Annotated in this window: 12 protein-coding genes; 5 read left to right on the top strand and 7 right to left on the bottom strand. The window is 62.4% G+C overall.

The genetic code is table 11. From position 1 onward, the window contains the following. Positions 1-115 precede the first annotated feature (115 nt). From AC3WP7_RS08560 to AC3WP7_RS08545, 4 genes are read right to left on the bottom strand one after another with little or no spacing between them, the layout of a single operon-like run. Complete coding sequence (locus AC3WP7_RS08560) at positions 116-1,081, bottom strand: pilus assembly protein PilP (protein ID WP_102591517.1); 966 nt, start codon at positions 1,079-1,081, stop codon at positions 116-118. Further along, entirely contained in the window at positions 1,078-1,632 is a 555-nt protein-coding gene (locus AC3WP7_RS08555; RefSeq protein WP_102591516.1) for a PilN domain-containing protein, read from the bottom strand. The genes AC3WP7_RS08560 and AC3WP7_RS08555 overlap by 4 nt, the downstream gene beginning before the upstream one ends. Continuing rightward, positions 1,629-2,282, bottom strand: a complete 654-nt coding sequence (pilM, locus tag AC3WP7_RS08550) for a type IV pilus assembly protein PilM (RefSeq protein ID WP_093121363.1) — start codon at positions 2,280-2,282, stop codon at positions 1,629-1,631. Before pilM ends, AC3WP7_RS08555 begins: the two co-directional genes overlap by 4 nt. A gap of 23 nt (positions 2,283-2,305) precedes the next feature. Then, positions 2,306-2,452 (bottom strand): hypothetical protein, encoded by a 147-nt coding sequence (locus AC3WP7_RS08545; RefSeq protein WP_156682174.1) that lies wholly within the window; start codon positions 2,450-2,452, stop codon positions 2,306-2,308. Between the two features lie 51 nt (positions 2,453-2,503). Between AC3WP7_RS08545 and AC3WP7_RS08540 the strand changes: the two genes are divergently transcribed. After that, entirely contained in the window at positions 2,504-4,963 is a 2,460-nt protein-coding gene (locus AC3WP7_RS08540; RefSeq protein WP_371914370.1) for a penicillin-binding protein 1A, read from the top strand. 206 nt (positions 4,964-5,169) lie between these two features. On the opposite strand, the gene AC3WP7_RS08535 is transcribed toward AC3WP7_RS08540, so the two are convergent. From AC3WP7_RS08535 to rpmE, 3 genes are all read right to left on the bottom strand, one after another. Next, positions 5,170-6,438, bottom strand: a complete 1,269-nt coding sequence (locus tag AC3WP7_RS08535) for a malic enzyme-like NAD(P)-binding protein (RefSeq protein ID WP_071492370.1) — start codon at positions 6,436-6,438, stop codon at positions 5,170-5,172. Positions 6,439-6,619: 181 nt separating this feature from the next. Next, positions 6,620-7,426, bottom strand: coding sequence for a thermonuclease family protein (locus AC3WP7_RS08530; RefSeq protein WP_102591515.1), 807 nt, complete (start codon positions 7,424-7,426; stop codon positions 6,620-6,622). 14 nt (positions 7,427-7,440) lie between these two features. After that, positions 7,441-7,674, bottom strand: coding sequence for a 50S ribosomal protein L31 (rpmE, locus tag AC3WP7_RS08525; RefSeq protein ID WP_005784030.1), 234 nt, complete (start codon positions 7,672-7,674; stop codon positions 7,441-7,443). 215 nt (positions 7,675-7,889) lie between these two features. Between rpmE and AC3WP7_RS08520 the strand changes: the two genes are divergently transcribed. From AC3WP7_RS08520 to hslV, 4 genes are all read left to right on the top strand, one after another. Further along, positions 7,890-10,109, top strand: coding sequence for a primosomal protein N' (locus tag AC3WP7_RS08520; protein ID WP_092246398.1), 2,220 nt, complete (start codon positions 7,890-7,892; stop codon positions 10,107-10,109). Between the two features lie 110 nt (positions 10,110-10,219). After that, the gene (gene argS / locus AC3WP7_RS08515; protein ID WP_092246395.1) at positions 10,220-11,956 is read left to right on the top strand and encodes an arginine--tRNA ligase; all 1,737 of its coding nucleotides are present in this window, start codon (positions 10,220-10,222) and stop codon (positions 11,954-11,956) included. 1 nt (position 11,957) lies between these two features. Beyond that, a complete protein-coding gene (locus tag AC3WP7_RS08510; RefSeq protein WP_025858692.1) occupies positions 11,958-12,659 on the top strand; it encodes an SPOR domain-containing protein in 702 nt (233 codons plus the stop codon). A 195-nt stretch (positions 12,660-12,854) separates the two neighbouring features. Beyond that, entirely contained in the window at positions 12,855-13,385 is a 531-nt protein-coding gene (hslV, locus tag AC3WP7_RS08505) for an ATP-dependent protease subunit HslV (protein WP_010563201.1), read from the top strand. The last annotated feature ends 24 nt before the right edge of the window (positions 13,386-13,409 follow it).

The following is a 13,409-nucleotide window of genomic DNA, read 5'->3' as shown; positions in this document are numbered from 1 at the left end:
TGGCAACTGGATCAGGTCTACACGATTGGGCACAGCAACAGCCATCGGCGCCGTGAACGCTATCCATAGCGCCACACCGAAGGACAAGAAAATCCTTTTCATTGATTCGATTCCGTTATGAGTTGACGTTCAACACCAGGGTTCGCGGGCGCTCCAGCCATGCACCCTGACCATCGGGAAACAGCTCGACCAGCTCTATGTGACGCTCATGGATGGCCGTGACCCGGCCATGGTCCGGCCCCAGATAGTCACCGACCGCCAGGCGATGCACCGTGGAGGCCGCACGCAGCAAGGCAAAAACCTGCGACCCGCGAGACAGCGTGCCGACCATTTCGAACTGGTCCAGCGCAAGGCTTTCCAGGGCTGCACGTGGCCGCGCGAGATCTGGCGCACGGGCTGGCCGCCCAGGTAGATGATCGACCTGAACGGCAAGCCGCTGAAAAGGGTCGCGCAGCCCAGAAGCCTCGTAGACAAAGGGCTGCCCTTGCCGGGCCTGACCGCCTCCCCCGCCGCCCGGCTGCCAGTAGCTCTTGACCAGCAGATCAAGGCGCAGCAGCTTGCCATCCCGCCGCAGGACCACATCATGCACCGTCGCGATTCGCGCCAGACCACCCAAGCTACTCAGGAACGTCGCCAGGTCGTGGTAAGCCCCTGTCACGCCGACCTGTACCGGCTGCTCGTGATAGTACGGCTGAGACTGTTCGTCCAATGGCGTGACGCTCTCGACCACCAGACCATTGGCCAATGCCAAGTGCGCGATGTCTTCCAGCAAGCCGGGCATTTCGGATTCGCCCGGCAACGCCCGGAAAAGCTCATCGGCTTTCACCTGCATCACTTGGAGCTGCTGCGTGCGCGCTTCAAGGGGGGCAGCCATGGCCGTCTTTTGAGCGACTTGCTGTTGCAGGGCCACTTCCCGCACCTCGACCTGGCTTAGCCGCTGACGCGACGGGCTCAGGTACACAAGGTCACCCACCACAAATATCAGGCTCGCCAGCGCACAGCCCAACAGGGCCTTGCCAGGTAGGGGCCATTTTGCAGCGTTGTGAGTGAGTGCAGAAAGATTGAGCCTCAACGGGCTCAAGGTTGCGCCTCGGAAGGCTCGCCCTGTCGCACCATCAGCTGGAATTCATTGTTGCCACGCACGCCCTCGGTTCGCACCTGTTGCAACCGCGTGGAGTGGGCGCCTTGCGCGGCCTCCAGGCGACGCATCAGTTGGGCGATATCCTGGCTCGACTCGGCACTGCCGCTGATACTCACCGTATCGCCCTTCGCCACCACTTCATGCAGATGGACACCATCGGGTACTGCGCGCGTCAACTGATCCAACAATTGCGCACCGGACGAGCGGGAGTCGTGCAGGTCCTGCACAACCTTCATGCGCTGCGCCAACTGCTGGCTTTGCTCCTGCAGGTCGTCGATGGTCTTGATGCGCGAATCCAGGCCGGTGATTTGCTTGCCCAGATGGTCATTACGGGTCACTTGCCGGTCAATGGCCTGGTCGATCACCTGGTCCGCCAGCCACACGGCTGCGAGCGCCGCGCAGGCGAACGCCAGCAGGCACGCCAGCAGGTACTTGCGTCGCCGCTCCGCCAGCGCCTGGCGCCAAGGCAAAAGGTTGATTCGTGTCTTCAAGCGAAACTCCTCAGGGCCAACCCGCAAGCAATTCCCATCCCGTGGGCGTCCACGGCCCATTGTGCACCATCGACTCGATGGCCCGGCGTGAAGCTGGCGAAATCCTGACTGCATGCGCGCGCCAATGCAAACGCTTCGACATCGACCACCCTCGGCACCAGCCCGGCCAGCGCCAGAACCGCCTCCCGTGCCTCGACGTGTTCCTTCAGGCACGCCGCCAGCAGCACCTCGACACGACCTGGGTCCAGGGCGGTCGGCCCGCGCACTTGAAAGTCGATGGCCACGTCATCCAATGGATAAGGAATGTACTGGTCTGCCTCCATCTGGATCATCCAGGCCATCTCATCGTCGGTGAGCCCAGCCTCCATCTCGATTATGCGCGTGATCACCGAGGGCCCGGATACCGCAGCGGCAGCACCACGGACCGACGTTGCCATTCGCGACAACGCACTGCGCAAGGTGCGTCCCACGCCTTCGAGATCCAGAAATGTGCCGTCGACCACCGAGCGTACCGGCAATGCCTGGGTGACATAGGCCCGAATGTGGTAACCCGTGATTGAACGGCCCAGCTCCACCAGCCGGATTGCCGTGTCATTGATGTCGACGCCCAGCAGGGTATCGAGTTTTCCCGTGAAAAATCCTTTTCCCATAAAACTCCCTAAAGCTTTGCCTGTCATACCGCCTGATTGCCGCCGGGCGCCATGCATTCGGTCGACTTGTTGAGCAGGTGCGAATGACGCCCCAAGTCGAAAAATGCTTTAATGCCCAGCGTTTTTTGCCGCTTTTTATCTGCAGCTCGGGTCGATCCATCGATTGCCATGCAAGCCCCGACGCCTAACCCATTCTTTTCTCTGGAAATCCAAAAGCCTTGATTCGTCTGCTGAAGTTTTTCGGGTACTCCATTGTCGCCATCGTTTGCGGGCTGCTGCTCGTGCTCAGCGGGGCCTACCTCTACCTTAGTCCGGGTTTGCCCTCCGTAGAGGCTCTCAGAAGTATCCAGTTGCAGATTCCTTTGCGGGTCTACAGCAGCGATGAAAAACTGATCGCGGAGTTCGGCGAAATGCGCCGCACACCGATCCGTTTTGCCGATATTCCACCCAATTTCATCAGCGCCCTGCTCTCGGCTGAGGACGATAATTTTGCCAACCACTATGGCGTCGACCCCAGCAGCCTGGTGCGTGCGGCCACGCAATTGGTAAAAAGCGGACACATTCAATCCGGCGGCAGCACCATCACCATGCAGGTGGCGAAGAACTTCTTCCTGACCAGCGAGCGCAGCTTTTCGCGCAAGGCCACCGAGATCCTCCTGGCACTGCAAATCGAACGCCAGTTGACCAAGGATGAGATCCTTGAGCTGTACGTGAACAAGATTTACCTGGGCAACCGCGCCTACGGGATCGAGGCGGCCTCGCAGGTCTACTATGGCAAGTCCATCCGTGACGCCAGCCTGGCGCAGATGGCCATGATCGCCGGCCTGCCCAAGGCGCCCTCACGCTTCAACCCCCTGGCCAACCCGGCGCGCAGCAAAGAGCGCCGCGACTGGATCCTGGGGCGCATGTACAAGCTGGGCAAGATCGACCAGGCCGCTTACGAAAGCGCCATCGCCGAGCCGTTGAATGCCAGCTACCACGTGCCGACGCCGGAAGTGAACGCCCCTTACATCGCCGAAATGGCGCGCGCCGAGATGGTCGGCCGCTACGGCAGCGAGGCGTATACCGAAGGTTTCCGCGTGACCACCACCGTGCCGAGCGACTTGCAGGATATCGCCAATAATTCGGTGCATTCCGGCCTGATCACCTATGACCAGCGTCACGGCTACCGTGGCCCCGAATCACGCCTGCCGGGCAAGACCCTGAGCGCGTGGACCACCGAGTTGGGCAAACAACGTGCGATCAGCGGCCTGGAGCCGGCCATCGTCACCCAGGTGAAAAAAGATGGCGTGCAGGTCCTGACCCGCACCGGCGAAGCCCATGTGGCATGGGACAGCATGAAGTGGGCGCGCCCGTTCCTGAACACCAACAGCATGGGCCCGATGCCCAAGCAACCGTCGGACGTGGCGCAGGTGGGCGATTTGATCCGCGTACAACGCCAGAAGGACGACAGCCTCAAGTTCAGCCAGGTGCCGCTGGCCCAGGGCGCACTGGTGTCGCTGGACCCGCAGAACGGTGCAATCCGTGCCCTGGTCGGTGGCTTCGCGTTCGAGCAGAGCAACTACAACCGCGCGACCCAGGCCAAACGCCAACCGGGCTCGAGCTTCAAGCCGTTCATCTACAGCGCCGCGCTGGACAACGGCTACACCGCCGCCAGCCTGGTCAACGATGCACCCATCGTGTTTGTCGACGAGTACCTGGACAAGGTCTGGCGCCCGAAGAACGACACCAACACCTTCCTTGGCCCGATCCGCATCCGCGAAGCGCTGTACAAGTCGCGTAACCTGGTGTCGATCCGCTTGCTGCAGGCAATGGGCGTGGGCAAGACCATCGATTACATGACGCGCTTCGGTTTCGCCAAGTCAGACCTGCCGCCCAACCTGTCCCTCGCCCTGGGCACCGCGACCCTCACACCGATGGAAATCGCCACCGGCTGGAGCACCTTTGCCAACGGCGGCTACAAGATCACACCGTACCTGATCGACAAGATCGAAAGCCGCAACGGCGAAACCCTGTTCACCGCCAACCCACCACGCGTGCCCGGTGACGTGGTCAACGGCGTGGCAGCGACGGATGGCCTGGCAGCGCCAAGCAATGGCGGCATCACCATCGAGCCAACCCCAGGCACGACGCAGGCCGCCAACGGTACCCCGGCGGAGCCACAGGCGCCGGCAGTTGCCGAGCGTATTGTCGACGGCCGTACCACTTATATTCTCAACAGCATCCTGGAAGATGTGATCAAGAAGGGGACCGGCCGCCGCGCCCTGGCGCTGAACCGGCCGGACATCGCCGGCAAGACCGGTACCACCAACGAATCCAAGGACGCCTGGTTCTCCGGCTACAACGCCGACTACGTGACCACCGTGTGGACCGGCTATGACCAGCCGGAAAGCCTGGGTCGCCGCGAGTTCGGTGGCACCGTCGCGCTGCCGATCTGGATGAGCTACATGGGCGCAGCCTTGAAGGACAAGCCGCCGCACACCCAGCCGGAGCCGGAAGGCATCCTCAGCCTGCGCATCGACCCGATCAGTGGCCGTGCAGCTTCGCCAAGCACGCCGAACGCGTACTTCGAACTGTTCAAGAGCGAAGACACGCCGCCGTCGGTCAACGAGCTGGGCAATGGCGTTGCACCGGGTAGCCCGCTGCCGGCGGATGAGGCGGCGCCGATCGATCTGTTCTAGTGAGATTTATGGCCTGAAACAGATTCAATGTGGGAGCGGGCTTGCTCGCGATTGCGGTGTGTCAGGCGCCACATGAGCTGATTGATCCATCGCTATCGCGGGCAAGCCCGCTCCCACACTTGGGTCTCCACAAGGCCCAAGTGAATCGCCACAAAAAAGCCCCGACTCGCAAGAGCCGGGGCTTTCTGTTGGTGCGCTACAACGGCTTAGCCGTTGAACACATCATCCACGCTTTTCAGCGGGTAGTGCTTCGGATACGGCAGGGTGGCCACGCCGGTCTCGATGGCGGCCTTGGCCACGGCATCGGAGATCAGGGTGATCAGGCGCTTGTCCATTGGTTTCGGGATGATGTACTCACGACCGAATTCCAGCTTGGCGCCACCGTAGGCGTCGCACACGTCCTGAGGCACCGGCAGCTTGGCCAGTTCACGCAGGGCATTGGCGGCAGCCACTTTCATCTCTTCGTTGATGCGCTTGGCGCGAACATCCAGGGCGCCACGGAAGATGAACGGGAAGCCCAGTACGTTGTTGACCTGGTTCGGGTAGTCCGAACGGCCGGTGGCCATGATCACGTCGCTGCGGGTGGCGTGAGCCAGTTCCGGCGAGATCTCCGGGTCCGGGTTGGAGCAGGCGAACACGATCGGGTTGGCCGCCATGGACTTGAGGCCTTCGGCGCTCAGCAGGTTCGGGCCGGACAGGCCGACGAACACGTCTGCACCGTCGAGGGCGTCAGCCAGGGTACGCTTGTCGGTGGCGTGGGCAAACATCGCCTTGTACTGGTTCAGGTCGGTACGCTCGGACTGGACCACGCCCTTGCTGTCGACCATGAAGATGTTTTCCAGCTTGGCGCCCATGCTCACCAGCAACTTCATGCAGGAGATGGCCGCAGCGCCGGCGCCCAGGCAGACGATCTGCGCGTCAGCCAGGGTCTTGCCAGCGATTTCCAGGGCGTTGATCATGCCGGCCGCGGTTACGATCGCGGTGCCGTGCTGGTCATCGTGGAATACCGGAATGTCGCACTGTTCGATCAGGGCCTTTTCGATCTCGAAGCACTCAGGTGCCTTGATGTCTTCCAGGTTGATGCCACCGAAGGTGATGGAAATGCGCTTGACCGTGTCGATGAAAGCCTGCGGGCTTTCGGAGTCGACTTCGATGTCGAAAACGTCGATGCCGGCAAAGCGCTTGAACAGCACGCCCTTGCCTTCCATGACTGGCTTGGAGGCCAATGGACCGAGGTTGCCCAGGCCGAGAATCGCGGTGCCATCGGAAATCACTGCAACCAGGTTGCCTTTGCCGGTGTACTTGTACGCCAGTTCGGGGTCGCGGGCGATTTCACGTACGGGCTCGGCAACACCAGGGCTGTAGGCCAGCGACAGGTCGCGGGCGGTGGCAGTGGCCTTGGTGAGCTCTACACTCAGCTTTCCTGGACGAGGATGGGCATGATATTCGAGAGCGGCAGTTTTCAAATCAGACATATCGGCATTCCGCTTTTACTGTTGGTCGACGGACCGCCGAGGATACGCGTGTCGCAAAGTCCCTACAAGACTGGGTAGTCACAGGTGTCAAGGCCCCAAAGCGCCGTACTTTGGCCTAAGGCCACGGGATACAAGGGGTTAACTGTTCACAATCGAATAAAAAAATGTCTACAATTTTTTATTAATCAGCCGATTTGAGCATGCTGGGGTCGGTCAGCGGCAGCAACCAACGTGCCTGGCCGTTTTTCCGGCCACCCCGTCTGGATCGATCCTGCACCCAGCCACGGGCCTCGACTGCCCTGCCTTGCAGACCACTGAGCAATACGGAGTCGAACCGGCGGGCGAGTTCGGGTGCAATGCGTAATACCAGTGAACCCTGCAACTCGATCCAGATTCCACCACGATTGCGTTCGACCTTGCTCACTCGGCCGCTGACCAGGGCGAAGCCGGACTGCTTGAGTTGCGCCACGCTTTGCACGGGTGACTGCTGCCATACGCCCAAACGCGCGTCACGGGCGCTGTCCTGCGCAGCTGTCTGGCAAGCGACAAGATCGACATTGGGCGCGACCCCCACCTGAAACCCCAGGCCTTCGGCCAGCAGTTGCGCCTCAAGATTCTTTCCATCAGCGCTGTAGAGGTGGGCCAAGGTACGGCCGTAGCGGTCCTTGCTCTCGCGCCCCGGCACCAAGCCAACCCGGCCGCCACTGGCCTCAACCAACACCTGCAAACGCTGGCGGGCCGCAACGGCGTAGGGCTCGTCGGAGCGGCCTTGCTTGCCGGTTTCCGGGGCATTGAGACCGATCATCCGCACACTGCGGCCATCCTTGAGGCGCACGGTGTCGCCATCCACCACGCGTTGCACCTCCACCCGGGCCAAGGCGGACGGCGCGGGGCAAAACACGTCGGCCTGGGCGACTGAAAGCCAAATCCCAGGCACAAAAAAGGCGCCCACACGGGACGCCTTTTTCAACAGCTGGCAAAAGCCCATAAGGCTTTTGAGCCTTACTCTGCTGGAGTAGCAGCAGGCTTCTTGCCGAAAGCACCAAAGCGATCTGCGAAGCGCTGTACACGGCCGCCGGTGTCCAGAGTTTTCTGCTTACCGGTGTAGAACGGGTGGCACTCGTTGCATACGTCAGTACCCAGTGGCTTGCACAGGTTCGAACGGGTTTCGAACTTGTTGCCGCAGCTGCAGGTGACTTCGATGGTTTCGTACGCTGGATGGATATCGGCTTTCATGGCACTTCCTCGGGCTAGCGTGCCGCCACTCGACACTATTGTCGAATACCGCACGTAATTAGGCCGCGGATTCTACCAGACCTTTTCAATCACGCAAGCTGCACATCTGGCTGAAAACCTCCTTTCATCAGAAAACCGTGGCATACCCAAGCCCTCCCGGCTCTGCTAGGCTCCCGCCCCTGCGCCACCGCCTGCCTTTATATGAGACTCCTCGCGTGCCCGACGCCATTCTGCGCCTCGCCCTGCCTTCGCCCCTGCGCCGCCTGTTCGATTACCGGGCGCCGGCCGGCGTACTGCGGGCGCAGTTGCAACCGGGCATGCGTGTGCGTGTGCCGTTCGGGCGGCGTGAGATGATCGGCATTCTGGTTGAAGTCACCGACCACAGCGAAGTGCCGGCCGAAAAACTCAAGCCCGCGCTGGCCATCCTCGACACCACCCCTCCACTGCCACCCGCGCTGTTCAAGCTGTGCCTGTGGACCGCTCAGTATTACCAGCACAGCCTGGGCGATACGTTGAGCTGGGCCTTGCCGGTGCTGCTGCGCCAGGGCGAACTGGCCGAAGCGCGTCAGGAGCGCTTCTGGTCGATGGTGCCCGGCGCGCGCCTCGACGACCCGCGCATCGCCCGTGCCCCACGCCAACGTGAAGCACTGGCCACGCTGGCGCAGCATCCCCATGGCGTGGCTCATCAACTGCTGAGCAAGCTGATGCTGAGCAAAGACAGCCTCGACCTGCTGCTTGCCAAAGGCCTGGTACAGGTGGAAATCCGCAAGCACGCCCCTGACGCCCGCCACGAACACTGGCTGGCCCAGCCGGAATTGCCGCTGAACCCCGAGCAACGCGCCGCCTACGAAGCGATCCGCGCAGGCTTCGACAGCTTCCACGCTTTCCTGCTGGCCGGCGTCACGGGCAGCGGCAAGACCGAAGTCTATTTGCAGTTGATCCGCGAAACCCTGCAAGCCGGCAAACAGGCGCTGGTGCTGATCCCCGAGATCAACCTCGGCCCGCAGACCCTGGCGCGCTTCGAGCAGCGTTTCAATGCGCGTATCGCGCTGGTGCATTCGGCGGTCAACGACCGCGAGCGCCTGGAGTCCTGGCTGGCAGCGCGGGATGGCGAGGCCGACATTATTATCGGCACCCGTTCGGCGCTGTTCACCCCGATGAAAAACCCCGGGCTGATCATCATCGACGAGGAACACGACGGCTCCTATAAACAGCAGGAAGGCCTGCGCTACCACGCCCGCGACCTGGCGCTGGTGCGCGCTCGCCAGGAAGACATCCCGATTGTGCTGGGCTCGGCCACACCGTCCCTGGAAAGCCTGCACAACGCCTACACCGGCCGTTACGGCCTCTTGCGCCTCAACGAACGGGCGGGCGGCGCCAAGCAACCACGTTTCCTGCGCCTGGACGTCAAAAGCCGCCCGCTGGACAGCGGTATTTCCGGGCCAATGCAACAAGCCATCGGCCAGACCCTCGCCGCTGGTCAGCAGGTGCTGGTGTTCCTCAATCGGCGCGGCTTTGCGCCGACGCTGCTGTGCCATGACTGCGGCTGGATGTCCGAGTGCGAGCGCTGCGACGCGCGCATGACGGTGCACCAGCGCCACGGCGAACTGCGCTGCCATCACTGCGGCCATGTGGAGCGGGTGCCGCGCCATTGCCCGCAGTGCGGCAAAGTCGACCTGCGACCGGTAGGCGCAGGCACCGAGCGCGCCGAGGAACGCCTGGGCATCCTATTCCCGGATTACCCGGTGCTGCGGGTCGACCGTGACAGCACGTCGCGCAAAGACGCGATGAACCAGCTGTTCGCCACCATCCAGAAAGGCCAGCCGTGCATCCTCATCGGCACGCAGATGCTTGCCAAGGGGCATCACTTTCCACGGGTGACCCTGGTGTCGATCCTGGATGCGGACGGTGGGCTGTTCTCCGGGGATTTCCGTGCCAGCGAGCGCATGGCGCAGTTGATCGTGCAGGTTGCGGGCCGCGCAGGGCGTGCCGAGGAGCCAGGCCGAGTGATTATCCAGACGCACCTGGCCGACCATCCGCTGCTGATCCAGCTCACCGAGCAAGGCTACTTCGCCTTCGCCGAACAGGCCCTGAGCGAACGTCGCGCCGCCGGCCTGCCGCCGTTTTCCCACCTGGCACTGCTACGCGCCGAAGCGCACAAGCCGGGGCAGGCCGAAGGTTTCCTGGATGAAGCGTGCAGCGCAGCCGAACGTTTGCTTGGTGAACTGGGTCTGAGCGGCATCGAACTGCTCGGCCCGGTGCCTGCGCCCATGGAGCGCCGCGCCGGGCGTTATCGCGCTCAGCTACTCTTGCAGGCAACCTCCCGCGCACCGCTGCATCGGCTATTAAGTAGCTGGTTGCTTGCCCTGGAGCAAATGCCCAGCGGCCGGCAAGTGCGATGGTCGTTGGACGTAGACCCGGTAGATTTGTATTAACCCTGGCCACAGGTCCCGCGAAGGTTGGCAAGCCCGCCCTCGCCACGGATAATGCCCAGTTTTTCCACCTGCGCATCGCGCGCCGCCGCTTGCGGTCGAAAGAGAACACCATGAAAGACACCATTCGCCAGCTGATCCAACAAGCCCTCACCCAACTCGTCAACGAAGGTGTGTTGCCTGAAGGCCTGTCGCCGGCGATCCAGGTGGAAAACACCCGCGACAAGACCCACGGTGACTTCGCCAGCAACATTGCGATGATGCTGTCCAAGCCGGCCGGCATGAAACCGCGCGACCTGGCGGAAAAAATCATCGCCGCGCTGCCGGCCGACGAAAGCGTCACCAAGGCCGAAATCGCCGGCCCCGGTTTTATCAACTTCTTCCAGAATACCCAGGCCCTGGCTTCGCGCCTGGATGCAGCCCTGGCCGACGCCAGGATCGGCGTGCTCAAGGCCGGCCCGCTGCAGCGCGTGGTCATCGACCTGTCGGCACCGAACCTGGCCAAAGAGATGCACGTGGGCCACCTGCGCTCCACCATCATCGGCGATGGCGTGGCGCGGGTGCTGGAGTTCCTCGGCGACAGCGTGATCCGTCAGAACCACGTGGGCGACTGGGGCACCCAGTTCGGCATGCTGATGGCTTACCTGCAAGAAAACCCGATCACCAGCAACGAGCTGTCGGACCTGGAAAACTTCTACCGCGCCGCCAAGAAGCGCTTCGACGAATCCGAAGAGTTCGCCGACCGCGCCCGTGGCCTGGTGGTCAAACTGCAAGCCGGTGACGAGGAATGCCTGGCGCTGTGGAACCGTTTCCGTGAGATCTCGCTGTCGCACTGCCAGGAAATCTACGATCTGCTCAACGTCAAGCTGACCATGGCCGACGTGATGGGCGAAAGCGCCTACAACGACGACCTGATCAACGTGGTCAACGACCTCAAGGCCCAGGGCCTGCTGGTGGAGAGCAACGGCGCGCAATGCGTGTTCCTCGAAGAATTCAAGACCGCCGACGGCGAGCCGCTGCCGGTGATCATCGTCAAGGCCGATGGCGGCTACCTGTATGCCACCACCGACCTGGCGGCCGTGCGCTACCGCAGTGGGGTGCTCAAGGCCGACCGTGCGCTGTATTTCGTCGACCAGCGCCAGGCCCTGCACTTCCAGCAGGTGTTCGAAGTGGCACGCCGCGCGGGCTTCGTCACCCACCCGATGCACATGGAACACATGGGCTTCGGCACCATGAACGGCGCCGATGGCCGCCCGTTCAAGACCCGTGACGGCGGCACCGTGAAGCTGATCGACCTGCTGACCGAAGCCCAGGAACGTGCCTACAACCTGGTGAAGGAAAAGAACCCGGAACTGGCCGAGGCCGACCTGCGCAACATCGCCCGCGTGGTAGGCATTGGTGCGGTGAAATACGCCGACCTGTCCAAGCACCGCACCAGCGACTACAGCTTCAACTTCGAGCTGATGCTCAACTTCGAAGGCAACACCGCACCGTACCTGCTTTACGCCTACACCCGCGTGGCCGGCGTGTTCCGCAAGCTGGGCAAGGACTTCAGCGAAGTTGAAGGGCACATCGTGCTGGACGCCCCGCACGAGCAGGAACTGGCCGCCAAGCTGGCACAATTCGGCGAAGTGCTGAACAGCGTCGGCGAAAAAGGCACGCCGCACATCCTGTGCACCTACCTGTACGAAGTCGCCGGCCTGTTCTCCAGCTTCTACGAGAACTGCCCGATCCTGACTGCCGACGACGAAGCCCAGAAGCAAAGCCGCCTGCGCCTCGCCGCCCTGGCTGGACGGACCCTCAAGCAAGGCCTGGAACTGTTGGGCCTGGAAACACTGGAGCGTATGTAAGTTGGCTGCCAAGAAAAAACCTGCACCCAAGCGCGGCGCCAGCCGCTATCAGGCCCCGGCGAAGAAGCCGATCCCGGGCTGGTTGTGGATGGCGATCGGCCTCACCGTCGGCGCGTTTATCGTATTCCTGATGAAACTTGATCCGGGCAAGGGCGATGACGTCAAACGGGTCAAGCAGGAGCAACAGAAGGCCACGAAAATGGCCGAAGCCAACAAGACTGCGCCGAGCCCGACCGCTCCGGTAAAGCCGAAGTACGACTTCTACACGCTGTTGCCCGAATCGGAAGTGATCGTGCCGCCGGACGCCGTGCCGGAGAAAACCCTGCCGACGCCGCAAGTGCCAACCACCCCGGTCACCCCGGCGGAGGCCGCTAAAATCGACACAGCGCGCGCCCAGGCCGCATTGGCCGGGATCACCCCGCCGCCAGCACCGCCGGTGGCCGAGACCAAGGCCGCGCCAGTGACCAAGTTCTTCCTGCAAGCGGGCTCGTTCCCCAAACAGGCGGATGCGGACCGCGTGCGGGCGCAAATCATTCTGCTGGGCCAGTCGGTGACGGTGGAGTCCGGCACTGTGAAGGATGCGACCTGGTATCGCGTACTGGTAGGACCGTTCAGCAACCGTGAACAGCTGACCGTGGCGCAAAAGCAATTGGCCGGCGCGGGTTTTAGCAACCTGTTGTTACAACAACGCCAGAGCCGCTGACCTTCAGCCAACCTGGATCAAATGTGGGACGGGGCCTGTCCCCTCCCACATTTGGTTTTGCAGCGCTGTGGAATGTGTGTCAGACCCTTGAGCACCACTCGTCCGCCATAACCCCCTATGGTTGAAATCCCCTCCGCCACCCCCATATGAGTTTGCATCAGGGCATTTTCGCCCCGCTGCGTGGAGACTCTCCCCTTGACCACCATCGTTTCAGTACGTCGCCACGGCAAAGTCGTCATGGGCGGCGACGGCCAGGTTTCCCTGGGCAATACCGTGATGAAAGGCAACGCCAAGAAAGTGCGTCGCCTGTACCACGGCCAGGTTCTCGCGGGCTTTGCCGGCGCTACCGCCGACGCCTTCACCCTTTTCGAACGTTTCGAAGGCCAATTGGAAAAACACCAGGGCCACCTCGTGCGCGCCGCAGTCGAACTCGCCAAAGAATGGCGCACCGACCGCTCCCTCAGCCGCCTGGAAGCCATGCTGGCCGTCGCCAACAAAGACGCGTCCCTGATCATCACCGGCAACGGCGATGTGGTTGAGCCCGAACATGGCCTGATCGCCATGGGTTCCGGCGGTGGCTACGCCCAGGCGGCAGCCAGCGCACTGTTGAAGAAAACCGACCTGTCGGCCCGCGAAATCGTCGAGACTGCCCTGGGCATCGCCGGCGATATCTGCGTGTTCACCAACCACAACTTCACCATTGAGGAGCAGGACCTCGCCGAGTAAGCCGTAGGCTTATTCCCGCTTGAG

This window comes from Pseudomonas sp. FW305-3-2-15-C-LB1, from assembly GCF_058787615.1.
This window is presented reverse-complemented; position numbering and strand designations above follow the sequence as displayed.